21 protein-coding genes and 1 tRNA gene are annotated in these 24,062 nt (G+C 71.2%); 11 read left to right on the top strand and 11 right to left on the bottom strand.

The window, feature by feature from the left end; all coding sequences use genetic code 11:
- The first annotated feature begins 1 nt into the window (after window position 1).
- From HEP85_RS20320 to HEP85_RS20300, 5 genes are read left to right on the top strand one after another with little or no spacing between them, the layout of a single operon-like run.
- The gene (locus HEP85_RS20320; protein WP_168528988.1) at window positions 2-1,276 is read left to right on the top strand and encodes an MFS transporter; all 1,275 of its coding nucleotides are present in this window, start codon (window positions 2-4) and stop codon (window positions 1,274-1,276) included.
- A complete protein-coding gene (locus HEP85_RS20315) occupies window positions 1,273-1,464 on the top strand; it encodes an MbtH family NRPS accessory protein (RefSeq protein ID WP_168528987.1) in 192 nt (63 codons plus the stop codon). The genes HEP85_RS20320 and HEP85_RS20315 overlap by 4 nt, the downstream gene beginning before the upstream one ends.
- 9 nt (window positions 1,465-1,473) lie before the next feature.
- Window positions 1,474-2,301 carry a thioesterase II family protein gene (locus HEP85_RS20310; protein WP_168528986.1) on the top strand — a complete coding sequence of 276 codons (828 nt, stop codon included), beginning with the start codon at window positions 1,474-1,476 and terminating at the stop codon, window positions 2,299-2,301.
- Window positions 2,202-3,029, top strand: a complete 828-nt coding sequence (locus HEP85_RS20305) for an alpha/beta hydrolase (RefSeq protein ID WP_329288963.1) — start codon at window positions 2,202-2,204, stop codon at window positions 3,027-3,029. The genes HEP85_RS20310 and HEP85_RS20305 overlap by 100 nt, the downstream gene beginning before the upstream one ends.
- Before the next feature lie 25 nt (window positions 3,030-3,054).
- The gene (locus HEP85_RS20300) at window positions 3,055-5,367 is read left to right on the top strand and encodes a M20/M25/M40 family metallo-hydrolase (RefSeq protein WP_369658125.1); all 2,313 of its coding nucleotides are present in this window, start codon (window positions 3,055-3,057) and stop codon (window positions 5,365-5,367) included.
- Window positions 5,368-5,436: 69 nt separating this feature from the next.
- On the opposite strand, the gene HEP85_RS20295 is transcribed toward HEP85_RS20300, so the two are convergent.
- From HEP85_RS20295 to HEP85_RS20270, 6 genes are all read right to left on the bottom strand, one after another.
- Window positions 5,437-7,017: an aldehyde dehydrogenase family protein gene (locus HEP85_RS20295; RefSeq protein ID WP_168528983.1), complete on the bottom strand. Its 1,581-nt coding sequence runs from the start codon at window positions 7,015-7,017 to the stop codon at window positions 5,437-5,439.
- Window positions 7,018-7,194: 177 nt separating this feature from the next.
- A complete protein-coding gene (locus HEP85_RS20290; protein ID WP_168533827.1) occupies window positions 7,195-7,743 on the bottom strand; it encodes an RNA 2'-phosphotransferase in 549 nt (182 codons plus the stop codon).
- A 146-nt stretch (window positions 7,744-7,889) separates the two neighbouring features.
- Window positions 7,890-8,834 (bottom strand): MerR family transcriptional regulator, encoded by a 945-nt coding sequence (locus HEP85_RS20285; protein WP_168528982.1) that lies wholly within the window; start codon window positions 8,832-8,834, stop codon window positions 7,890-7,892.
- A gap of 29 nt (window positions 8,835-8,863) precedes the next feature.
- Window positions 8,864-9,766: a metal-dependent hydrolase gene (locus tag HEP85_RS20280; protein WP_168528981.1), complete on the bottom strand. Its 903-nt coding sequence runs from the start codon at window positions 9,764-9,766 to the stop codon at window positions 8,864-8,866.
- On the bottom strand, window positions 9,763-11,523 hold the full coding sequence (locus HEP85_RS20275) for an SDR family oxidoreductase (RefSeq protein WP_168528980.1): 1,761 nt from the start codon (window positions 11,521-11,523) through the stop codon (window positions 9,763-9,765). The genes HEP85_RS20280 and HEP85_RS20275 overlap by 4 nt, the downstream gene beginning before the upstream one ends.
- A complete protein-coding gene (locus tag HEP85_RS20270; RefSeq protein WP_168528979.1) occupies window positions 11,520-12,362 on the bottom strand; it encodes a M24 family metallopeptidase in 843 nt (280 codons plus the stop codon). The genes HEP85_RS20275 and HEP85_RS20270 overlap by 4 nt, the downstream gene beginning before the upstream one ends.
- 258 nt (window positions 12,363-12,620) lie before the next feature.
- On the opposite strand from HEP85_RS20270, the gene HEP85_RS20265 reads away from it, so the two are divergent.
- The 6 genes from HEP85_RS20265 (at window position 12,621) to HEP85_RS20240 (ending at window position 16,880) form a co-directional block, all read left to right on the top strand.
- Window positions 12,621-13,595, top strand: coding sequence for an ABC transporter ATP-binding protein (locus tag HEP85_RS20265; protein WP_168533825.1), 975 nt, complete (start codon window positions 12,621-12,623; stop codon window positions 13,593-13,595).
- A complete protein-coding gene (locus HEP85_RS20260; protein WP_168528978.1) occupies window positions 13,585-14,490 on the top strand; it encodes an ABC transporter permease in 906 nt (301 codons plus the stop codon). The genes HEP85_RS20265 and HEP85_RS20260 overlap by 11 nt, the downstream gene beginning before the upstream one ends.
- A complete protein-coding gene (locus tag HEP85_RS20255; protein ID WP_168528977.1) occupies window positions 14,487-15,398 on the top strand; it encodes an ABC transporter ATP-binding protein in 912 nt (303 codons plus the stop codon). Before HEP85_RS20260 ends, HEP85_RS20255 begins: the two co-directional genes overlap by 4 nt.
- A gap of 10 nt (window positions 15,399-15,408) precedes the next feature.
- Window positions 15,409-16,128 carry an ABC transporter permease gene (locus tag HEP85_RS20250; RefSeq protein ID WP_329288952.1) on the top strand — a complete coding sequence of 240 codons (720 nt, stop codon included), beginning with the start codon at window positions 15,409-15,411 and terminating at the stop codon, window positions 16,126-16,128.
- A 103-nt stretch (window positions 16,129-16,231) separates the two neighbouring features.
- A complete protein-coding gene (locus tag HEP85_RS20245) occupies window positions 16,232-16,495 on the top strand; it encodes a hypothetical protein (protein ID WP_168533823.1) in 264 nt (87 codons plus the stop codon).
- A 297-nt stretch (window positions 16,496-16,792) separates the two neighbouring features.
- Window positions 16,793-16,880 (top strand) — tRNA-Ser (locus HEP85_RS20240).
- 113 nt (window positions 16,881-16,993) lie between these two features.
- Here the strand turns inward: HEP85_RS20240 and HEP85_RS20235 are convergent.
- The 5 genes from HEP85_RS20235 to HEP85_RS20215 all read right to left on the bottom strand — a co-directional run bounded on the left by HEP85_RS20235 (window position 16,994) and on the right by HEP85_RS20215 (window position 24,046).
- Entirely contained in the window at window positions 16,994-17,827 is an 834-nt protein-coding gene (locus HEP85_RS20235; RefSeq protein ID WP_168528976.1) for an HAD family hydrolase, read from the bottom strand.
- On the bottom strand, window positions 17,824-19,101 hold the full coding sequence (gene serS / locus HEP85_RS20230; protein ID WP_168528975.1) for a serine--tRNA ligase: 1,278 nt from the start codon (window positions 19,099-19,101) through the stop codon (window positions 17,824-17,826). The genes HEP85_RS20235 and serS overlap by 4 nt, the downstream gene beginning before the upstream one ends.
- 573 nt (window positions 19,102-19,674) lie before the next feature.
- A complete protein-coding gene (pheA, locus tag HEP85_RS20225; RefSeq protein ID WP_329288949.1) occupies window positions 19,675-20,607 on the bottom strand; it encodes a prephenate dehydratase in 933 nt (310 codons plus the stop codon).
- A gap of 68 nt (window positions 20,608-20,675) precedes the next feature.
- Window positions 20,676-21,995, bottom strand: coding sequence for an iron uptake transporter deferrochelatase/peroxidase subunit (gene efeB, locus HEP85_RS20220; protein WP_168528974.1), 1,320 nt, complete (start codon window positions 21,993-21,995; stop codon window positions 20,676-20,678).
- Between the two features lie 8 nt (window positions 21,996-22,003).
- The gene (locus HEP85_RS20215) at window positions 22,004-24,046 is read right to left on the bottom strand and encodes a copper resistance protein CopC (protein ID WP_356011517.1); all 2,043 of its coding nucleotides are present in this window, start codon (window positions 24,044-24,046) and stop codon (window positions 22,004-22,006) included.
- Window positions 24,047-24,062: the final 16 nt, after the last annotated feature.

Genomic DNA, 24,062 nt, shown 5'->3' with positions numbered 1-24,062 from the left:
GGTGAGCACCCCTGCGAGCATCTCCGCCCCCGTGGGCCCCCACCTGCTGAAGGACCGCGACTTCCTGCTGTTCGCGGGCGGCCAGGGCGCCTCGGCACTCGGCGACGCGCTGAGCAAGACCGCCCTTCCGCTGCTGGTCCTGGCCCTCACCGGTTCCGGGCTGCACATGGGCCTGATCGCCATGCTGTCGGCGCTGCCCATGGTGGTGCTGGGCGTCGCCGCGGGCGCCTGGGCCGACCGCTTCGACCGGCGGCGGATGATGCTGTGGGCGGACGTCGGACGCACGCTGCTGGTCGGCGCGGTCCCGCTGGCCGCGGTGCTCGGCGTGCCCGTACTGCCGGTGCTGTACGCGATCGCCGTGCCGGTCGGCGCGCTGTTCGCCGTCTTCGAGGCGGCATGCCTGTCCTGTGTGCCGTCGCTGGTCGGCCGGGAGCGGCTCGGCGAGGCCAACTCGCTGCTGTCGATCGGCAACGCGCTCGGCTACATCGCCGGGCCGGCGCTGGCAGGCCTGCTGGTGACGGGCGTGGGCGGGGCCGGCACCCTGGGGGCCGACGCGCTGACCTTCGCGGTGTCGGCGGCCACCCTGATGCTGATCCGCCGCCCGCTGCAGGCCCCGCGGGAGCACGCGCCCGTTCCGATGCGCGGGCAGGTCCTGGAGGGCTTCCGGTTCATCGCCGGGCACCGGCTGCTGCGGGCGGCGTTGCTCTACTGGGCGGCGATCACGTTCTTCACCTCGCCGGTCATCATCTGTGCCACGTACTTCATCCGTGAGGATCTCGGCTGGTCGCCCGGCGTCCTCGGGTCGATCATCGCGGTCTACGCGGTCGGTGCGATCGCCGGCGCCGTGCTCGCCTCGCGGATCAAGGAGGCCTCCATCGCGGTGATGTGCGCCGGCACGGTCCTCGGCAGCGTCGGGCTGCTCGTCCTGAGCGGTACCGCGTCGCTGCCGCTGGCCCTCGGTGTCGTCCTGCTCGCGGGCGGGGGGGAGTCCCTCTCCGCGATCCTCTACAGCACCCTCCGGGCGCGGCTCACCCCGGACGAACTCCTCGGCCGCGTGACCACGACCGCGCAGGTCGCGGCGTTCAGCCTGAAACCCCTGTCCGTTCTGGTGGCCGGCATCGCCCTGGAGGCGACGTCCGGCTCCGTGACCCTGGCCGTGATCGCGCTCTCCTGCATCGCGATCAGCACCGCCTTCGGGATCTTCAGCCGACGGCTGCCGACGGCTTCCGAACCCATCCTCACCGCACCCCTGACATTCGAAGAGGTAACGCAATGACCGTGACCACCGCAGAGACCGGATACGTCGTCGTCGTCAACGACGAGGAGCAGTACTCGATCTGGCGCAGCGACCGCGAGCTGCCGGCCGGCTGGCAGGCCGACGGACCGGCCCGCAGCAAGGACGAATGCCTCGACCACATAGAGACGGTGTGGACCGACATGCGTCCGCGCCGCGTGCGGGGCTGACCACTCGTCATGACGTGGCTCAGACGGCTCAGCGCCGGTGACGGAACCAGCCGGATCGTCTGCCTGCCCTACGCGGGCGGCAACGGGACGGTCTACGAGAGCTGGACCAGATGGCTCCCCTCCGAGGTGGAGCTGTGGGCACCCTTCCTGCCCGCACGCGAACAGCGGATGCTCGAGGCGCCCGTGGAGGACATGGAGCTGCTCGTCGGCACCCTGGCCGACGAGCTGTCTGCGGACGAGCGGCCGACCAGCCTGTTCGGGCACAGTTTCGGCGCGCTGGTCGCGTTCGAACTGTCCCGTCGGCTCCAGCGCCGCTCGCTCCCGGTCCGCTGCCTGGTCGCCTCCGGGATGCCGGCGCCGCAGACCCTGCCCCCCAGGCCCGCGCCCACGGACGCCGAGATCCTCGACGGCCTTCGTGCGCACGGTGCGACGCCGGCGTCGTTCTTCCAGCAGCCCGAGCTGTTGGAGCTCGTCATGCCGGGCATCCGCGCCGACTACCGGATGGCGATGGGCTATCGGTACCGGGAGGACGCGAGGCTCTCGGCGCGGGTGTTCGCCCTGGGGGGCACCGACGACCCCGGAGTGCCCGCCGAGGGCCTGGCGGCCTGGGCGGAGCAGTCCCAGGGCGGCTGTCCGACCCGCATGTGGCAGGGCGGTCACATGTACCTGCTGAGCCATGTCGAAGAAGTCGCCGAATTCGTGATCGGCTGCCATCTGCAGTCGATCGGAGGAGAAACATGGAAACGCGCACCATCACAGTCCCCGGCGGGTCGCTCCAGGCCGACAACAGCGGCACACCGGGCAACCCCGCCGCCGTCCTGGTCCATTCCGGCATAGCCCACGCCCAGATGTGGTCCCCGCTGATGCGGGCGCTGGACGACGAGGTGTTCGCCGTCGCCTATGACTGCCGCTGCTTCGGCCGGTCGACGACGACGCTCGACGGCGAGTTCTCCGACCTCGCCGATCTCGGGAGCGTACTGGACGCCTACGGACTCGAGTCCGCGGTCCTGGTGGGGGAGTCACGGGGCGCGCGGCTGGCGATCGACTTCGCGCTGGCCCATCCCGAGCGGGTCGGCGGGCTGTTCCTGCTCGCGCCCGACATCTCGGGGTTCGACACCCCGGTCACGGACGACGAACGCCCGCTGTTCGACGCGATCGAGGCGGCCGAGGACGCCTGGTCGGTCGAGGAACTCATCGCGCACGAGGTACGGCTGTTCGTCGACGGCCCGAGCCGTGAACCGGAACCCGTGCGCGCTGCCGTACGCGAGGCGGTCGCCGAGATGTCGCGGCTCAACTACGCCCAGCAGCGCGACACCCCGGACTTCGTGAAGACCGAGCCCGCGGCCGGCCGTCTGGCGGAGCTCGGCTGCCCGGTCCGGGTACTGGTGGGCGACGCGGACACCGTCGGCATGCGGGCCATGGCGCAGGAGCTCGAACGCGCCTGCCCGCAGGCCTCGCTCGTACGGGTCCCGGACGCCGCGCACGCCCTCACGCTCGAACACCCGGAGACGGTCGAGCGTGAACTGCGTTCGTGGCTGCGGGACATGGGGGGGACCGGAGAATGACCAGGGAAAGGTCTGTGCGGTGAGCATGCTGAAGTCCCGGCCGCGTGCGGTGAACGCGCCGTCGTCCGCACCGCGTGCGGTGGGCGCGGGGCCCTCCCGGCCCGACACCAGGCGGTTCGTCCGCACCTGGGGGGTCCTGGTCCTGCTCCTGGCCCTCTCCTTCTCACTGGCGTACTGGGCGACCCGCCCGTCCCCCGACCGGGAGGCCGGTCGGGGGGCGCTGGCCACCGCCCGGCAGCTGGAGGGCTTCGGCACGCACGTCGCCGCGAGCCCTCAGCTCGCCGGTGCGCTGGACCTCGTCTCCCGCGACCTGAAGGCGATTCCGGGCCTGGAGGTGGAACGGCAGCGCGCCTCGGGCTCGTACCGCTTCCACGACCGCGCCGTCGACTACGGCGTCGAGAACGTGATCGCCCGCCAGCAGGGCGACACCGACGACGCCCTGCTGGTCAACGTCCACGTCGACTCGGCGATGGAAGGGCCCGGCGCCGCCGACGACGGCATCAACGTCGGCGCGGTGCTCCAGGCCGCTCGGCAACTGGCCGGACAGGATCACCACCGCACGGTCATCTACCTGTTCAACGGCGGCGAGGAGGTCGGCCTCACCGGGGCGGACGCGTTCACCAAGCACCCGTGGGCGTCGCACGTCCGCTGGTTCCTCAACCTGGAGGCCGTCGGGTCGGGCGGACTGCCCATCCTGTTCCAGGCCGGCAAGGACGACGGCGGGCTGGTCGACCTGGCGGGCGACACCGCGCGGCCCTACGGCTCGGTCCTGGGCCAGTGGCTGTTCCAGGCGGGCCTCATCAACTCCGACACCGACAGCCGGGTGTGGCGCGCCCGGGGCTGGTCGGGCCTCGACTACGCCCTCTTCGAGGACGGCTACCGCTACCACACGCCGGACGACCGGGTCGCCGGGATCGGCTCCGGTTCGGCGCAGGCGGTCACCGACCTGACCGTCCGGTTCGCCTCCGACGTGACCGGGTCCGCCGACCTGAGCGACCGGAAGCCCGCCCCCTACTACTTCGACGTGCTGTCGCGGTGGTGGGTGACCCTCGACCCGCTGCTGACGAAGGCCGGCATGCTCGCCCTGCTGCTGGCCCTGGCCGGGCTGACCTGGCGTGCCTGCCGGGTCTGGGACATCCGGCCCGGCAGGGTCGCCGCCACCGCGGGCGCCGCCCTGCTGGGCCTCCCGGCGGCCGTGCTCACGGGCATCGTGGTGGGCGTGGCCCAGTCCCTGGCGGGCCCGCACGCCTGGTTCGCGCACCCGTGGCTGGTCTATCTGGTGACGCTGCCCCTGATCGTCCTCGGCGCGCTGGCCCCCCAACTGCTGCTGGAGCGCAGGCGCCGTCGCCGGACCCCGGACGGCGACCGGCGGCCGGGGGCCCGCACCGCCCTGCTGGGCAACACCTGGGCGGTCGTCGTGCTCGGCGCGCTCACCGCCTGGTTCGGTGTCGGACTCGGCTACCTGTTGTGGATCGCCTCCGCCCTGCTGGTCGTGTCGATCGGCGGATTCCTGCTGCTGCCAGGCCGCTGGCGGGCGGTGCCGCTGCTGATGGGCACGTTCGCGCTGTTCGTACTGATCGCCCAGTTCGCCCGGAACCTGTTCGAGCTGGCGGTCCCGATGATGGGCCGGCTGCCGACCGCCGTCCCCATGGACGCGGCCGTCGCCGTGGCCTGCGCCCTGGTCGCGGTCCCGCTGGCGCTGATCCTCGCGCCGTTCGCCGTGCACGCCGGCCGGCCGCCGCGCCGCTCCGGCCTCGCCCTGGCGGCGTACACCGCCTGCGGACTGCTGGTCGTCGGCCTCATCTCGCCGTACGACAGCGCGCACCCCAAGCTGGTGAGCCTCTTCCAGGAGCAGACCGACGGCCAGGACGCGCGGATCGTGCTGGAGGGCCGCGACTACCTCACGCCGCAGAAGCTGGGCATCGTCGACCAGGTCGCGCACGACACCGGACTGCGGGTCCGCGACGGTGGGCTCGCCGCGCGGAAGGTGTCCGTGCCGGAGGGGACCGTCTCCTTCGACACCGCCGGTCCGACCGCCCCCGTCCGGATCGCCATCGGCGCGAACCGTGCGGAGCTGGTCAGGGTCACGGTCACCGGCCCCGGCCTCTCCGTCGGCGGCCGGCCCTTCGAGGGCGACGAGGCGGTGGTCGACGTCGTCGGCCGCTTCGACGGCCACACGGTGACCGTCGAACGCTCGGGTCCCGTCAGGATCCAGGTCGACCAGGTGTTCCTGCGGACCGGGAAGGACGCCGACCGGGCCCTGGCGGCCTTGCCGGACTGGACGATGGGCCACGCGAGGACGGTCGTCCAGCGCACCTGGGCGGACCGCCGGTCCTGAACGGGTCCGGTGCCGCTGTGGCGCCGACGGAGGTGGTCACGATCACCGCCGTCGGCGCCGAAGGCCTTCTCAGGCTTCGTCAATCCAGGCAGCCGGCAGCCGGTAGTCCAGGTCGGACTCGACGGTCGTCACGTCCATCTGGGCCTTCTGCAGGGTGCCGGAGAAGTCCCAGTTCACCGACTGCCACCGGGTGAACTGGTCGAGCACCCAGACACCGGACTGGCGACTGCCGTTCCCGGACTTGCCGTTGCCTCCGAACGGAAGGTGGGCCTCGGCACCGGAGGTGGAGTTGTTCACGCTGACCATCCCGGCGCCGATTCCCTGCCGGAAGCGGAACGCGGTGGCCGGGTCACGGGTCCAGACCGCGGCGGAGAGTCCGTAGCCCGGAGCGTTGGCGAGCTCGATCGCCTCGTCGAGCGTCCGGTAGGTCGTGACCCCGACGAGGGGACCGAACGTCTCCTCCAGGAAGATCTTGTCCGTGGGGCGGACACCGTCCACCAGTACCGGGTGGTAGTACAGGCCGTCCGACGGGTCACCGACGAACCCGGCCCTGGGCGACTCGGCCGTGATCCTGCCGACGGCGCTCGATCCGAGCACCGTGTGGTGGGCGTCGATCCAGCTCAGCGCGGTCTCGTAGGAGTGCGCGAACTTCTCGTCCAGCAGCGGGCCGTAGACGACGGCGGAGGATGCCGGGTCACCCACCGGTGCGTCCCGCACCGCCTCGGTGAACCGGCGCAGGAACTCGTCGTGCACCTCTTCGTGCGCGATGACGGTGCCCAGCGAGGTGCAGCGCTGTCCCGCCGTGCCGTACCCGGAGAACAGCGCGGCCTCCACGGCCAGGTCCAGATCCGCGTCGGGCGCGATGACCATCGGGTTCTTGCCGCCCAGTTCGAGGCACGGCGTCTGCAGGTGCCGGCCGCACAGCTCGCCGATCCGCCGGCCGACCAGGGTCGAGCCCGTGAACCCGACCTTGTCCACCAGGCCGTCCTCCAGCGCGGTGCCCAGCCCCTCGAACGTCGTCTCGCCGTCGGCGTAGACCAGGTTGAGGACTCCGGCCGGCACACCCGCCCGCCAGGCGAGTTCGGCCAGGGCGCGCGCGGTCGCCGCGGCGTACTCGGCGGGCTTCCACACCACCGCATTGCCGCACAGCAGGGCCGGGGCCAGGTACCACGCCGGAACCGCCACCGGGAAGTTCCCCGCGGTCACGATGACCGCGACCCCGACGGGCATCCGGTAGGTGAACAGCTGCTTGTCGGCCATCTCGGACGGAACCGTCTGCCCGTACAGGCGCCGGCCCTCGCCGAGGAAGAAGTCACAGGTGTCGATGATCTCCTGGACCTCGCCCAGGGCCTCGGCGTACGGCTTGCCCACCTCGCGGGTGACCAGTCGGGCGAGGCTCTCCTTGTTCGCCTCCACGAGTCGGCCGAACGCCCCCACCACCTGTCCGCGCACCGGGGCCGGTACCCGCGCCCACTCGCGCTGTGCCCGCCGCGCCGCCGCACAGGCGTCCCGCAGCTGTCCCGCGTCGGCCAGCCCGACCTCGGCGACCACGTCGCTCAGGCGCGCCGGGTTGCGGGAGGCGTAGGTGACACCGCTTCCGGGGACCTCCTTGCCGTCGATCACCGAGTTCAGCGCAGTCGGACCCGTCACCTGGACTTCCTCTCACCATGTCGAATGCGGCCGTGAGTATAGCCGTGGAGGTGCGGGCGGCCGGTGTGCCGTGGGGCCGGGCGCGGGCCGGGCGAAGGAGGGCCGACCGCGGTCGCGTGGCCGGCCGGAGGGGGCGGTGGGCTGCCGCCGTGTGATCACTCCGGGGGCGGTCCCCGTTCAGTGCGGGCCGGGGAACCGCAGATACGCCGGGGGTACGGCCTCGGTGAGCCACACACCGTTCGCGCTGACCCGGAAGACATGGCCGTCGCGGTGCATGGCGCCGGCGTCCACGCCGAGCACGACCGGCCGCCCGCGGCGGGCGCCGACCCGGGTGGCGGTCTCCCGGTCCGGCGACAGGTGGACGTCGTGCCGGTTCATGGGCCGCAGGCCCTCGGCGCGGATCGCGTCCAGGTTGCGCGCCACGGTCCCGTGGTAGAGGTGCGACGGCGGGGTCGCGGCGGGCAGCCCCAGGTCGACCTCGACGGAGTGGCCCTGGCTGGCGCGGATGCGGGTGCCCTCCACGGCGAAGCGCCGTTTGTCGTTCGTGGCCACCACGTGGTCGAGCTCCGCGCGGCTGAACCGGAATCCGTGCGACGCGGCCGCCGTGATCAGCGTGTCGATCTCGACCCAGCCTCCCTCGCCGAGCGTGAGCCCGATCCGCTCGGGCTGATGCCGCAGATGCTTCGAGAGGTATTTCGACACCTTCACGGTGCGTCTTTCATCCATTCCTACCTTCATCTCTTCGTTCATCCGACCAGGGTGCCTGGCGAGACACTGATCACGCATTTGATTTTGGTTCGGAGGTTTGATCCACAGCCAAGTGTGGTTATCCACAGGGGAATTGACGAATCTGTGGACAACTGGACGCCACTTTAGGGGGTTTCGTCAATCATGGTACTTGCGGCATGGTTTGTGGCGAGTCGATCCAACGTCCTTGCCTGAAGCTCCCGTTCGGCCGCCGCCGCGACGAAGGCCGCGACCTGTTCCGTACCAACCAGGCGCTCCACGGCCCGCGTTGTGGTGACCGGCAACTCCACGGGACACGTCTCCTCCCGCTGCTCCGGGGGCTGCTCCGGGCCGAAGTGCTCACGCAGCTGTCGGGTGGCGAACAAGCGCATGGCCCGCGCCAGTTCGGCGTCCACGGTCTGCTGCGCGAGCGGCCGCAGCCGACGTACGAGCGAGGCCGCCTCGGCCGCCTCGGCATCGGTCGGCGGATGCTCGCCGAGATAGCGCGCGAAGACGTGCTCGGTCGTGAACTCCAGGAAACGTGAAGCGATGTGCTCGACCTTGACCCTCAACTCCCGCAGATGACCGGAGATCGCGGACAGCGGAACTCCCGCCGCATACAACTCGACCGCCACGGACAGCTCTTGGGGACTCGGGACGAGGAACGAGTCCTCGCTGCCGGGCATCCGCTCCAGTACACCCAGCTCCACGGCGTCCGCCACCGCCGCGTCGTCCGGCCGCCCCCCGAAGCGCTCGTCCAGCTCGGCCCGGGAGATCCGCACCGCCCGCTCGTCGGTCCACGGTCCGTCGACCTCCGCGACCAGCCCGAGGATCCCGCCCAGACCCCGGCCGGTGTCCCACGCCTCCAGGAGCTCCTTGATGGACGCCAGGGTGTAGCCGCGGTCCAGGAGGTCGGCGATCTGCCGCAGCCGGGCCAGATGCGCGTCCGCGTACACGTTGGCGCGGCCCCGCCGCTCGGGGCGGGGGAGCAGCCCGCGGTCCTGGTAGGCACGGATCGTCCGGACCGTGGCGCCGCTGTGGTGCGCCAGGTCCTCGATGCGGTACACGGCACCGGCCGGCTCGTCGCTCACCGCTCCCTGCCTTCCCGGCCCCCGGGCCGTCACGAGACGGCCGCGCGCCCGATCGCCCCCGCCGCCGCCCGCGCCGCGGGCGATTGCGCCAGATACTCGACGGCCCTGCGCAGCGAGCCCTCCTGCGAGGGATGGTACGACCGCCGCAGATAGCGCGGTACGGCCGCGCCGAGCTCCTTCCAGGTGGGCAACAGACCCTTGCGCACCGCCCTGTTGTGGGCCGCGAGCGAATACCGCGCCCGCCCCGCGAGCTGCGGGTCGTGACGTACGAGATAGGCGGCGCCCCATGCCCAGAGGTAGAGCATCATCGGCGCCGTGACCGCCATGCCCGCGATCCGGCGGGCATACCGGGGCAGGCCCTCGCCGCCGCAGTGCTGGTACATGTCGAAGGCGACCGCGCGGTGCTCCACCTCCTCCGCGCCGTGCCACCGCAGCAGGTCGAGCATGACCTCGTCGGACCCGGCACGGTCCAGGCCCTCGGCGGCCAGCACCCAGTCGCCGAGCACCGCCGTGAACTGTTCGATCGCGGCGACCACCGACAGCCGGAAGCGCAGCCACTCCCGGTCGGGCAGCGGCACGGCCAGGGGCGGGCGCTCACCGAGCACCTTCTCGAAGAGGAAGTCGACGTGCCGGGTGAAGTCCCCCGTGTCGAGATGCTGGGCCGCCAGGTGGTCGAGGACGTACGCGTGCTGCACGCTGTGCGTCGCCTCCTGCCCCATGAACCCCTTGACGTCCCGCAGGAGTTCGGGGTCCCCGATCAGCGGCAGCCCCTCCTTGAGGACCTTCACGAACCACCGCTCCCCGGCCGGCAGCAGCAGGTGCAGCACATTGACGACGTGGGTGGCGGTCGGCTCGTCCGGTATCCAGTGCAGCGGGGTCCGCTCCCAGTCGAAGGAGACCCGGCGCGGGGTGATCGTGTGCCGCTCGCTCACAGCGGCGGCTCCATTCGCGCGACCGCGCGCAGCGCCCTCGGAGTGAAGCGCGCCATCAGGCGGGCGCCGCGCGCCTCCGGGGTGACGGGAACGACCGCCTGGTTGCGGACCACCGCGCGCAGGATCGCGTCGGCCACCTTCTCCGGCGGGTAGTTGCGCAGTCCGTAGAGCCGCGCCGCCCTCTTCTGCCGGCGCTTCTCCTCGGTGGCGTCGACCCCCGCGAAGTGCGCCGTCGAGGTGATGTTCGTGTTGACGAAGCCGGGGCAGATCGCGGAGACCCCGATGCCCTGGCCGGCCAGCTCCGCGCGCAGGCACTCGCTGAGCATCAGGACGGCCGCCTTGGAGGTGCTGTAGGCGGGCAGCGCCTTCGAGGGCTGGTACGCCGCCGCCGACGCGGTGTTGACGATGTGACCGCCCTGGCCGCGGTCGGCCATCTGCTTCCCGAAGAGCCGGCAGCCGTGGATGACGCCCCACAGGTTGGCGTCGAGGACCTTCTTCCAGTCCTCCGGGGTCGTGTCGAAGAAGGACCCCGACAGTCCGATCCCCGCGTTGTTCACCAGCACGTCCACCACGCCGTACTCGCCGGCGACCTTCTCGGCGAGCTTCTCCATGGCCTGCTCGTCCGAGACGTCGACCGTCTCGGCCCAGGCGTCCGGGGAGCCGATCAGCCGGGACATCTCGGCCGTGCGCGCGGCGCCCTCGGCGTCCCGGTCGACGGCCACCACGCGCGCGCCGGCCTCGGCGAACGCGAACGCGGTGGCCCGGCCGATGCCGCTGCCCGCACCGGTGACCAGCACCAGCTGCCCGCCGAAGCGCTCCGCGTACCTGCCGGTGGCCACGGTGTCCCGCACGGGCACCCCGTCCTCGTTGGTGTGCACGAACTCGGTGATCCAGGCGGCCACCTGATCGGGCCGGGTGCGCGGAATCCAGTGCTTGGCCGGGAGCGTGCGGCGCACCAGCTCCGGGGCCCACCGCTCCAGCTCGTCGTAGAGCCGCTCGGAGAGGAACGCGTCCCCCAGCGGCGTGATGAGCTGGACCGGCACATGCGCGTAGGCGTCCGGGCGTGGCCGGCTCAGCCGGGCCCGGACGTTGTCGCGGTACAGCCAGGCGCCGTGCGCCGCGTCCGCGGGCAGCGACGGGGTCGGGTAGTCGCCCGGGGGAACCCGCTCGATCCGCCGCAGGATCCCCGGCCACCGCCTGCCGAGGGGACCGCGCCAGGCGAGCTCGGGCAGCACAGGGGTGTGCAACAGGTACACGTACCAGGACTTCGCGCCCTGGCCGAGGAGCTGGCCCACCCTGCGCGGAGTGGGGCGCCTGACCCGCTGCTTGATCCAGTGCCCGAAGTGGTCCAGGGACGGCCCCGACATCGAGGTGAAGGAGGCGATCCGGCCCTCCGTGCGCGCGACCGTGACGAACTCCCAGGACTGCACCGAACCCCAGTCGTGCCCCACCAGGTGCACCGGCCGGTCCGGGCTGACCGCGTCCACGACGGCCAGGAAGTCGTCCGTCAGCTTCTCCAGCGTGAACCCGCCCCGCAGCGGCCGCGGGGCCGTCGAAGCGCCGTGTCCGCGGACGTCGTACAGCACGACGTGAAAGCGCTCGGCGAGGCGCGACGCGACCTCGGACCACACCTCCTTGGAGTCCGGATAGCCGTGCACGAGCACCACCGTCGGCTGTGCCGGGTCGCCCAGCTCGGCGACGCACAGCTCGATTCCGCCCGTCCGCACCCGGCGCTCGCGCGCTCCGTCGAGACTCACTTCTCCTCCGCCCAGCGCCGCACGTGCGGCAGATCGTCGTCCAGCCAGAAGGCGCTCTGTTCCGGATCCCTGGAGTCGGTGACGACCAGGATCTCCTCGAACTTCGCACCCGTGCCCCGGAATCCGAGGTGCGGTTCGACCGCCCACAGCCCCAGTCGGGGCGGGTGGTCGGAGAACCGGTACGGCGACCACAGCGGCGACCAGCCGTCGCGGTGTCCGTGGAGCGCGTCGGCCGCGAGCCCCTTCAGGGACTGCGTGCCGAATCCGAACAGCCGGGGCGACCAGGAGCGCTCCTTCACCCGGTCGACCTTGTGCGCGATCACCCCGAACGGGTACGCGCGGTGCCGGTTCGCGTATCCCTGGCGGACCATGAGCCGGTCCACGTCCTGGTAGATCTCGCGCAGCGGTCTGCGCTCGCGGACCTCGCGCAGGATCAGCTCGCGGTGCGCCTCCAGGTCGGCGAGCAGCCTGTCCTGCAGGGGGTTGAGACCCAACGAGCCCGAGTATCCGACGTCCGCCGTGAAACCCCCGTGGACCGGGGCCAGATCGAGGATGAACGGCATCCCCGGCTCCAGACGCCGGCCGGTGGGGAAGAACTGCGGCGGGACGCGGAAGCCCACGAACGCCGTGCGGTCCCCGAACCAGGCGAAGGGCAGGTGGAACCAGTCACGCACCCCGCGCTCGCGCAGCCAGTCGCGCTGCATGCGCGCCGCCTCGCGCTCGGTCACGCCCGGCCTCAGCTGCGCGGCGACCGCTTCCGCGCAGTCGTAAGCGAGACGCTGGACCTCCCGGAACCCCCGCAGCTCCGCCGAGAGTCCGCCCGCCACTGCCGTCGTCATGCCACCGTCCCACCTTGTCCCCATCGACTGCGGTACGTGCCCGTAACTTGACACTGGTGAATGTGACAGTTGTTAGAGGCTGGGTCAATAGGACCGTCTGACGCCTGTGGACGACCGGCCCGATGGGGATGACACCCCCACCGGTTGTTCGACCTCAGGGGGACCCCTACGGGCTCGTACGACCCCAGAGGGACGCCGATACAGCTCCACGGGTTGACGACCCCTGTGGTGTGCGCCACTACCTTCGACAACGTGACTGTGATCGCGACCGAAAGCCTGAGCAAGCGGTACCCACGGGTGACCGCTCTTGACCGGCTCTCCGTGGACGTCGGACCCGGTGTGACCGGACTCGTCGGAGCCAACGGAGCCGGCAAGTCCACACTGATCAAGATCCTCCTGGGTCTCTCCCCCGCCACCGAGGGCCGCGCCCGGGTGCTCGGCCTCGACGTCGCCACCGAGGGCGGCGCCATCCGTGAGCGGGTCGGGTACATGCCGGAGCACGACTGCCTGCCCCCCGACGTCTCGGCCACCGAGTTCGTCGTGCACATGGCGCGCATGTCCGGGCTCCCGCCCGCTGCCGCCCGCGAACGCACCGCGGACACCCTGCGCCATGTCGGCCTCTACGAGGAGCGCTACCGCCCCATCGGTGGCTACTCGACGGGCATGAAGCAGCGCGTCAAGCTCGCGCAGGCCCTCGTCCACGACCCCCAGCTGGTCTTCCTCGACGAGCCGACCAACGGCCTCGACCCGGTCGGCCGCGACGAGATGCTCGGTCTGATCCGCCGTATCCACACCGACTTCGGGATCTCGGTCCTGGTCACCTCCCACCTGCTGGGCGAACTGGAGCGGACCTGCGACCACGTCGTGGTCGTCGACGGCGGCAAGCTGCTGCGGTCCAGCTCCACCACGGACTTCACCCAGAACACGACGACCCTCGCCATCGAGGTCACCGACACCGACGAGCACCCGGACGGCACCCGCGCGGTGCGCGACGTGCTCCGGGCGCGCGGGGTGGAGACGCACGACGGCAGCGGGCTGCCCGGCGCGGGACACGTCCTGCTGCTGACCGCCGAGGGGGAGGACACCTACGACCTCGTCCGCGACGTCGTCGCCGACCTCGGCCTCGGCCTGGTCCGCATGGAGCAGCGCAGGCACCACATCGCCGAGGTCTTCAAGGACAACGGCGCGGAAAGCGACGAGCAGCGGAAGGAGGCGGTCGGCCATGGCGGTTGAGCAGCCCCTCGCCCAGAACGGCGAGCAGACCCGGATCCACAACATCGGCTACCGCCACTACGACGGCCCCCGCCTGGGCCGCGCGTACGCCCGCCGCTCCCTGTACTCGCAGTCGCTGCGCGGCTCCTACGGACTCGGTCGCTCGGTCAAGTCCAAGGTGCTGCCGATGCTGCTCTTCGTGGTGATGTGCGTGCCCGCGCTCATCATGGTGGCGGTCGCGGTCGCCACCAAGGCGAAGGACCTGCCCGTCGACTACACCCGCTACGCGATCATCATGCAGGCCGTCATCGGCCTGTACGTCGCCTCCCAGGGACCGCAGTCCGTCTCGCGCGACCTGCGCTTCAAGACCGTACCGCTGTACTTCTCGCGTCCCATCGAGACCGTCGACTACGTACGCGCCAAGTACGCGGCGCTCGCCTCGGCGCTGTTCGTGCTCACCGCCGCGCCGCTGATCGTGCTCTACGTAGGGGCGCTGCTGGCGAAGCTCGACTTCGCCGACCAGTCCAAGGGCTTCGGACAGGGACTCGTCTCGGTCGCACTGCTCTCGGTGCTCTTCGCCGGCATCGGCCTGGTCATCTCGGCGATCACCCCGCGCCGCGGCTTCGGCATCGCGGCCGTCATCGCCGCCCTGACCATCTCCTACGGGGCGGTCTCCACCGTCCAGGCGATCGCCTTCAACCAGTCCAGCACGGGAGCGGTCCCGTGGCTCGGTCTCTTCTCGCCGATCACCCTCATCGACGGTGTGCAGACGGCCTTCCTAGGCGCCACCTCCGCCTTCCCCGGCGGGGAGGGCCCCTCGGCCGGCCAGGGTGTCGTCTACCTCGTCGTCGTCCTGGGCCTCATCGCCGGCTGCTACGGCCTCCTGATGCGCCGCTACCGAAAGGTCGGGCTGTGACCACGCTCAACATCGACCACGTCTCCCGCTGGTTCGGCAACGTGGTGGCGGTCAACGACATCACGATGACGATCGGCCCCGGCGTCACCGGCCTGCTCGGCCCGAACGGCGCCGGGAAGTCCACCCTCATCAACATGATGGGCGGCTTCCTCGCCCCCTCCACGGGCACCGTCACCCTCGACGGCCGACAGGTCTGGCGCAACGAGGAGATCTACAAGCACATCGGCATCGTCCCCGAGCGCGAGGCGATGTACGACTTCCTCACCGGCCGCGAGTTCGTCGTCGCCAACGCCGAACTCCACGGACTCGGCGCGAAGGCCGCCCAACGGGCCCTCGCGACCGTCGAGATGGAGTACGCGCAGGACCGCAAGATCTCGACGTACTCCAAGGGCATGCGGCAGCGCGTGAAGATGGCCTCCGCCCTCGTCCACGAACCGTCCCTGCTGCTGCTCGACGAGCCCTTCAACGGCATGGACCCGCGCCAGCGCATGCAGCTCATGGACCTGCTGCGCCGCATGGGAGACGAGGGCCGCACGGTGCTGTTCTCGTCCCACATCCTCGAAGAGGTCGAGCAGCTCGCCGCCCACATCGAGGTGATCGTCGCCGGCCGGCACGCGGCGAGCGGCGACTTCCGGCGCATCCGCCGGCTGATGACCGACCGCCCGCACCGCTACCTCGTCCGCTCCAGCGACGACCGGACGCTGGCCGCCGCGCTGATCGCCGACCCGTCGACATCGGGCATCGAGGTGGACCTCGCCGAGGGCGCGCTGCGCGTCCAGGCGGTCGACTTCGGCCGGTTCACCACCCTGCTGCCGCGCGTCGCACGCGAACACGGCATCCGACTGCTCACGGTCTCGCCGTCCGACGAGTCCCTCGAGTCCGTCTTCTCGTATCTCGTCGCGGCGTAGGAGGCCCCACATGTACGACCCCACAGTCGCCCGACTCACCTACCGGGGCCTGCTCGGCCGCCGTCGGGCCCTCATCCTCTGCGTGCTGCCCGCCCTGCTCATCGTGATCTCGGCGGCCGTACGCAGCTTCTCCGGAGCCGACGACCAGGTGGCCTCGGACCTGCTGGGCGGGTTCGGGCTGGCCACCATGGTCCCGATCATCGGGGTCATCGCGGGAACGGGCGCGATCGGGCCCGAGATCGACGACGGCTCGGTGGTGTACCTGCTGGCCAAGCCCCTCAAGCGGTCGACGATCATCTTCACCAAGCTGATCGTCGCGGTCGCCGTCACCATGGCGTTCTCGGCGGTGCCCACCTTCATCGCCGGCATGATCCTGAACGGCAACGGCCAGCAGATCGCCGTCGCCTACACCGTGGCCGCGCTGGTCGCCTCGATCGCGTACGCGGCGCTGTTCCTGCTGCTGGGAACGGTGACGCGGCACGCGGTCGTCTTCGGCCTCGTCTACGCGCTGGTCTGGGAGGCCCTCTTCGGGTCGCTGGTGTCCGGCGCGCGCACGCTCAGCGTCCAGCAGTGGGCGCTCGCTGTGGCCCACAAGGTCACCGGCGGGGACCTCGTCACCTCGGACGTCGGACTGACCACGGCGACGGTGCTGCTGGCCGCCGTCACCGTCCTCGCCACCTGGTACGCCGGACAGCGGCTGCGGTCGCTGACGCTGGCCGGCGAGGAGTGAGCCGGGGCTCCACGCGCGCGTGGAGCCCCGTTTTCTTGACATCCGCTTCACATCTGTCCGGGCACACTGGGCACAAGGGAACGCGCGGCCAGGAGGAACGGGGATGGCGGAACCGCAGGGTGAGGGAGAGCGGGGCGAAGGACAGCGGGGTGAGGGACCGCGGGGGTCCGGGGACCTCTGGGACGACGTCGTACTCGACGAGGACTTCATACGGTCCGCGGAGACGGCCGAGCCGTCGGCCCGCTCCCGTATGCTCGCCGCCCGCTGGCGCGAGGGGGGACCGGATCCACAGCCCTGGCGCTCGGACGAGCCGCCCGCGGGGTGGTTCTTCAGCAAGGCCCGCCGTCGCAGGTGGCGCCGCAAGTAGCCACGGCTTCCGGCCGAGGCCTTCGACCGTTGCCACCCTCGGCCGCCGCACGGTCTTAATCAGTGGCGCCCAAAGCGGCGTACGGGCACAGTAGTTGTGTCCACGCCGCCGCACCCGGCCGGCGCCGCATTCTGGGAGAGGAGCGCGACGATGTTCATCAGGAGCAGTTCGTCGAGCTCCCGACAGGGCAGCCCGCGGCGGGTTCCGGAGTAGCCACCTCTCCGTCGAACCCGCTCCGCACGGGGGGCTGCCCGGGGCGGCCGCTTCGAGCGCGCATCTCGCGCGGGCCGCCCACCCGGAGGATTGGCCGAGTGGAAAGGCACCGGCTTGCTAAGCCGTGGTCGGGGCTGGAAACCCCGCGCGCGTTCGATCCGCGCATCCTCCGCGAGACACCGTGACCGGGCTTGTGAACTGCGGGCCCTGCGGGCCGGGTCCGACGATCCCGGCCCGGACGACCTAGGGCGTGTTGCGAAAGTCCCGCCTGCCTCGCGACACGCCCTAACCCAGCAACCGTTCCAGCACCACCGCGATGCCGTCCTCGTCGTTCGAGGACGTCACCTCGTCGGCGACCGCCTTGAGTTCCTCGTGGGCGCCCGCCATCGCCACCCCGCGCGCCGCCCAGGCGAACATCGGGATGTCGTTGGGCATGTCACCGAAGGCGATGGTGTCCGCGGCCCGCACGCCCAGGCGCCGGGCGGCGAGGGACAGCCCCGTGGCCTTGGAGAGGCCGAGGGGGAGAAGTTCCACGATGCCCGCGCCCGCCATCGTGACGCCGACCAGGCCACCGGCGACCTGCGTGGCCACCGCGGCGAGCGCGTCGTCGGAGAGCGTCGGGTGCTGGACGTACACCTTGTTCAGCGGAGCCGACCAGAGGTCCGCCGCGTCCTTGATCGGCACGACCGGGAGCGGGCCGTCCTGCGTCCGGTAGCCGGGGCCGACCAGCACCTCGCCGTCGAGCCCGTCACGACTCGCCGCGAGCAGCAGGGGGCCGACCTCCGCCTCGATCTTGGCGAGCGCCAGACCGGCCAGCTGCCGGTCCAGCGTCACCGAGGTCAGCAGCCGGTGCTCCCCCGCGTGGTAGACCTGCGCCCCCTGACCGCACACCGCGAGCCCCTCGTAGCCGAGGTCGTCGAGGATGTGCCGGGTCCAGGGCACCGCGCGCCCGGTGACGACGATGTGGGCCGCGCCCGCCGCGGTGGCCGCGGCGAGCGCCTCACGCGTCCGCGCCGAGACCGTCCCGTCGGAGCGCAGCAGCGTCCCGTCGAGGTCGGTCGCGACGAGCTGGTAGGGGAACGCCCCGGCGGACCCGGTCGCTCCAGTGGTGCCGGTCACTTGGAGATCGGCTCCAGGACCTCACGGCCGCCCAGGTAGGGGCGCAGCACCTCGGGCACCCGCACGGAGCCGTCGGACAGCTGGTGGTTCTCCAGGATCGCCACGATCGTGCGCGGTACGGCGCACAGGGTGCCGTTCAGCGTGGAGAGCGGCTGCACCTTCTTGCCGTCGCGCATGCGGACGGACAGCCGGCGGGCCTGGAAGCCGTCGCAGTTCGAGGCCGAGGTCAGCTCGCGGTACTTGCCCTGGGTCGGGATCCACGCCTCGCAGTCGAACTTGCGGGAGGCGGAGGAGCCGAGGTCGCCCGAGGCGACGTCGATCACCTGGAAGGGCAGTTCGAGGCCGGTCAGCCACTGCTTCTCCCACTCCAGGAGCCGCTGGTGCTCGTTCTCCGCGTCCTCGGGGGCCACGTAGGAGAACATCTCTACCTTGTCGAACTGGTGCACGCGGAAGATGCCGCGGGTGTCCTTGCCGTAGGTGCCGGCCTCGCGGCGGAAGCACGGCGAGAAGCCGGCGTAGCGCATGGGCAGTTGGTCGGCGTCGAGGATCTCGTCCATGTGGTACGCCGCGAGCGGGACCTCGGAGGTGCCGACCAGGTAGTAGTCGTCCTTCTCCAGGTGGTACACGTTCTCCGCGGCCTGGCCGAGGAAGCCGGTGCCCTCCATGGCGCGCGGGCGGACCAGCGCCGGGGTCAGCATCGGGACGAAGCCGGCCTCGGTGGCCTGCGCGATCGCCGCGTTGACGAGAGCGAGCTCCAGGAGGGCGCCGACGCCCGTCAGGTAGTAGAAGCGGGAGCCGGACACCTTGGCGCCCCGCTCCACGTCGATGGCGCCGAGCGCCTCGCCGAGCTCCAGGTGGTCCTTGGGCTCGAAGCCCTCGGCGCCGAAGTCGCGGATCGTGCCGTGCGTCTCGAGGACGACGAAGTCCTCCTCGCCGCCGACCGGGACGTCCGGGTGGACCAGGTTGCCGAGCTGGAGGAGGAGCCGTTTGGTCTCCTCGTCCGTCTCGTGCTGCTCGGCGTCGGCGGCCTTGACCGCGGCGGCGAGTTCGCCGGCCTTCTTCAGCAGCTCGGCCTTCTCGTCGCCGGAGGCCTTGGGGATCAGCTTGCCGAGCGCCTTCTGCTCGGAACGGAGTTCGTCGAAGCGGACGCCGGACGACCTGCGCCGCTCGTCGGCGGAGAGGAGGGAGTCGACGAGTGCGACGTCCTCTCCACGGGCGCGCTGCGACGCACGCACACGGTCGGGGTCCTCACGGAGCAGGCGAAGGTCAATCACCCCACAAGGCTACCGGTGCGCGCTTCCGGCCATCGACTCGATATTCCACTCCGTTACGTGTGTCACGTTATGAGTGAAATGCCGGACCGAATCCCTTGATCATCCATTGTCGTCAATAAAAGGGACCCTACTCCCTGAAACGGGGCAGACGGCAGCGCGCCGGTTGACCGGACTCCCCTGCGGGGGCTGGGATTTGAGAAGGGGTTGTCCACAGGCGACCCTCCTTCGCAAAGTTATCCACAGGCTGTGTGGAAGATCTGTGGACTGCGGAGTTGATCGTTCCGAAAGCCGCATGCCGGGCAGAGAATTCCCGGGTCAAACCACCTCTACACCCACGTTCGAGTGGAAATGCTTCGCTCCAAAGGATTGATCAAGGGAAAAGAGTGGACGAGGGGTGACGTGAGGGTCTGTGGACGAAGTGGGGGCCTGTAGGCCGATTTGTCGACGATGTAGTGCTTCGTTGTCGACTTGTCCCCAGGTCGAGAAGCACGCCTGTGGATAACATCTGTGGATGACGAAAATCTGCAGGTAGGACTGGCCGGGAAGGGTGGTGCCGATGGCCCGGCGAGCGGCTTAGAACCGGCCGTCCTGGCAACGCGCCAGCCAGTCCGACGCGGCGGAGAACTCGCCGTCCGACGTGCCCGCCCGGGGCGCGCGCACATCCTTGGGGTCGACTTCCGCACGCGGGTACGAACCGAGGAAACGGACCTCCGGGCAGACCCGCTTGAGCCCCATGAGCGCCTCGCCCACCCGGCGGTCCGAGATGTGCCCCTCGGCGTCGATGGCGAAGCAGTAATTGCCGATGCCCTCCCCGGTCGGCCGGGACTGCAGCAGCATCAGGTTGACCCCGCGCACCGCGAACTCCTGGAGCAGTTCGAGGAGCGCACCCGGATGGTCGTCGCGCTGCCAGATGACCACCGACGTCTTGTCCGCTCCGGTCGGCGCCGCGGGCCGGGCCGGCCGGCCCACCAGCACGAAGCGCGTCTGCGCGTTCTCCGCGTCGTGGATCTCGGTCTCCAGCGCCTCGAGGCCGTATTTGGCCGCCGCGAACTCACCCGCGAAGGCGGCGTCGTAACGGCCCTCCTGCACGAGACGCGCGCCGTCCGCGTTCGAGGCCGCGGACTCCCAGAGGACCTCCGGCAGGTTGTTCCTCAGCCAGTTGCGCACCTGCGGCTGCGCGGCGGGGTGCGCGGTCACCGTCTTGATCTCCGACAGCTTGGTGCCGGGCCTGACCAGCAGGGCGAAGGTGATCGACAGCAGCACCTCGCGGTAGATCATCAGCGGCCTGCCCGCGACCAGTTCGTCGAGGGTCGTGGTGATGCCGCCCTCCACCGAGTTCTCGATCGGGACGAAGGCGGCCTCCGCCTCGCCGTTGCGCACCGCGTCCAGCGCGGCGGGGACCGACACCATCGGGACGAGCTCGCGGGTGGCGGTCTCCGGGAGAGTGCGCAGGGCGACTTCGGTGAAGGTGCCTTCAGGACCGAGATACGCATAGCTGGCTGGCATGACCTCACCCTAATGGGCCTGGTGCGACCCGGCTCGCGGCTGCGGAAACAGCACCCGAAGGAGGCCCCTCAGTCCTCCAGCAGCCGCTGCCCCACGTACTCCCCGGGTGCCGCCCCGCCCGGCACCGCGAACAGTCCGCTCGCCTCGTGGCGGATGAACGCGGACAGGGCGTCGCCCCGGTCGAGCTTGCGCTGCACCGGGACGAAGCCACGCAGCGGATCGGCCTGCCAGCAGACGAACAGCAGGCCCGCGTCGGGCACACCGTCCGGGTCGAAGCCGTCGTGGAAGGAGAACGGGCGGCGCAGCAGCGCGGCGCCACCGTTCTGGTCGGGCCGGGTGATGCGGGCGTGCGCGTTGATCGGGACGACCAGGTCACCGGCGGCGTCGGTCTTGTCGAGGTCCATCGCGGTGGTCTCGGAGCCCCCGGACAGCGGCGCGCCGGTCGCCTTCTTCCGTCCGATGACGTTCTCCTGGGCCACGACGGAGAGCTTCTCCCAGTCGTCGAGGAGCATGCGGATCCGGCGTACGACGGCGTACGAGCCGTCGGCCATCCATGCCGGGTCGCCGGAGGCGGGCACGAAGACGCGCCGGCCGAAGTCGGGCTCGGACGGTTTCGGATTGCGCGTGCCGTCGATCTGGCCCATCAGATTGCGGGCCGTCATGGGCCGGGAAGTGGCTCCGGGTGAGCGGTTGAAGCCGTTCATCTGCCAGCGCACCCGGGCCGCGCCGCCCGCGTCCTTCTGGACCGCGCGCAGGGCGTGGAAGGCGACCAGGGCGTCGTCCGAACCGATCTGCACCCACAGGTCGCCGTTGCTGCGGGTCCTGTCGAGATGGTCGGAGGAGAAGTCGGGCAGCGGGTCGAGGGCGACCGGACGCTGCTTCTCCAGACCCGTGCGCGCGAAGAAGCTGTGGCCGAAGCCGAAGGTGACCGTCAGCGACGACGGCCCGGCGTCACGGGCGACATCCGTGTCGTCGTGCGCCGCCGCCTCGCCCGCCATCAGCCGCCGGGCCGTCGTCGACCAGCGGCGCAACAGCGCGGCGGCCTCCTTGCGGCCCGCGCCGGGGGCCAGGTCGAAGGCGACGAGATGGCCACGGGCCTGTAGCGGCGTGGTGATGCCGGGCTGATGTTTCCCGTGAAACATCACCGTGTCCGCGCCCAGCGAGGTCAGGGGCGCGGACCGGTCGGCCGCGGGCGCCACCGCGTATCCGGCGGCACCGCCGGCCGCGCCCAGCGCGAGACCGCCGGCACCGGCGGTGCCGAGCAGCCGGCGCCGGGAGAAGGCCCCCTTTCCCCCTTGGAGAGAGGACTGAGGGGATGGGGATTCCTCAGCGATGTCCCGCCGAGCGGGGGTGCCCTCCTTGGCAGAGGCCTTGGACTGGTCAGCCATGGTGTGGTTCAGCCGATCTTCGCGTTCTTGTTCACGGTCGCCTGGTCGATGTCCGAGGTGCGCACGGTCACCGCGATCTTCCAGTCGCCCGCCATGGGAATCTGCACACCGATCGCCGACCAGTGGCCGGTGGCGATGCGATCGGGGGTCACGGGCAGCGGGCCGATCTTCTTCGCCTCCAGGGTGAAGGCGACCTTGACCTCGGGGACGTCGAAGGCCTTGCCGTTAGGCCGGACGACGAAGACGTGCATCTCGTTGCCGCCGACACGGGCCGGGTCGAGGGTGACCTCCACGGTGCCCTTGCCGTCCTCGCCGCCGGTGTCGAACGGGAGCTTCAGGGAAAGTGACCCGGACCGCTGGGAGGCGGCCGCGGTGGCCCCCTTGGCCTCCTCCTCCGTACGCCCCGGCTCGGTGGACGTCAGCACGGTCGTCACCGCCAGCAGGACGATCGCGACGCCCGCCTCGGCGAGCACCGAGCGGCGCAGACCCGTACGGACCGGGTCGGCGTCGCGGACGCGCTTCTCCCGCGTGGTGGCCACTGCGGCCCGCTGCCGGGCCAGTTGCGCGGCGCGGCGCGCGTCCCCGGAGCCGGCGGCCACCGTGGCGGGCTCCTTCTCCGCGGTGCGCTGCTCCACCAGCCGGGCCACCACGGTCGGCGCCTCGGACAGCTGGGCCGTCCAGCGGCGTGAGATCCAGGCGATGCCGACGAGTACCGCCACCAGGGCGACCTTGACGAGCAGCAGCTGTCCGTACGAGGTGCCGGTGAGCGCCGACCAGGATCCGACCTGGCGCCACGACTGGTAGATGCCGGTCGCGGCCAGCACGGTCACGCCGCCGAACGCGACGCGGGAGAAGCGGCGTACGGCCGCCGCCTCGATCTGTTCCCCGGCGGGCGCCCGGAACAGGGCCACGAGCAGCGTCGACAGCCCGCCCAGCCAGACGGCGACCGCCAGCAGGTGCAGGACGTCGACGGGCATCGCGAGTCCCGCCTGGATGCCGGTCGAGGCGTGCTCGGCCATCGCCCAGCTCGCGGCCAGGCCCGCCGCGACGACGGTGCCGCCGATCGCGAGCCCGAAGGTGAGGTCCCTCTTTTCGGCCCCCGCGGCACCCTCGGTGCGGCCGGCACCCACGGAACGGCCGGCTCCGTCGGCACGATCGCCGGTGTCGGCGCCGCTGTCGGTGCCTGCGCCGTCGTCCGCGCTGCCGCCGCCCGATACTCCGGCCCCGTCGACCGTGGCGTCCTGGGCCGTGTCTTCGTCGATGCCTGCGTCGATGCCTTCGGCCTCGTCGTCCCGCCCCGCGTACGCGCCGAAGAGCACCGCGATGAACAGCGCCGCCGCGGCGAGCAGCAGCAGTCGCGAGACCAGTGCCGCGCCCGACTTCGTCTGCAGCACTTCGGCGAGCAGCGACAGGTCGAAGATGTCGCCGATCCTGCCGGAGCCGACGTAGGAGCCGCGCAGGAGCAGCAGCGCGAGCGTGGCACCGGTCAGCGCGAGCCACCCGGAGACCACGAGCCGCTGGACCGCGCGGACGCCGGCGCCCCGCTGCCAGCAGGCGAGCACGAAGGCCGCGCCGCCGACCAGAAGGATGAAACCGGCGTACGAGACATAGCGTCCGATGCCGTAGAGCGTCCCGACGACTCCGCCGCCGACCGCCGTGTCGGACAGGGCCACGGAGGTCCGCGAAGGCGCGCCGATGGAGAAGGTGAACGCGCCCGACACGGGGTGGCTGTCGGCCGAGACCACCTGGTAGGTGACGGTGAACGTCCCGTCGGGCAGTCCCGCGTGCAGCTTCACGCCGTACGTGGTGCCGCCCGTCTCGAACGCCTTGCCGGTGTCGACGCGCTTGCCCTTGGGGTCGAGCACGCGCACGGCGCCGTCGGACATCGCCACCTTCTCGGAGAAGGTGAGCGAGACCTGGTCGGGTGCCTGCGTGACCACCGCTCCCTGCTGCGGGTTGCTCCCGGTCAGCGCGGCGTGCGCGGAGACGGGGGCGGCGCCGGCGAGGACCGCGCCGGTGACGGCGAGGAACAGCAGCAGCAGTGTCCGTATGCGGAAAGCGGCGGTG

This window comes from Streptomyces sp. RPA4-2 (assembly GCF_012273515.2).
In the GTDB taxonomy this organism is placed as follows: Bacteria; Actinomycetota; Actinomycetes; order Streptomycetales; family Streptomycetaceae; genus Streptomyces; species Streptomyces kaempferi.
This window is presented reverse-complemented; position numbering and strand designations above follow the sequence as displayed.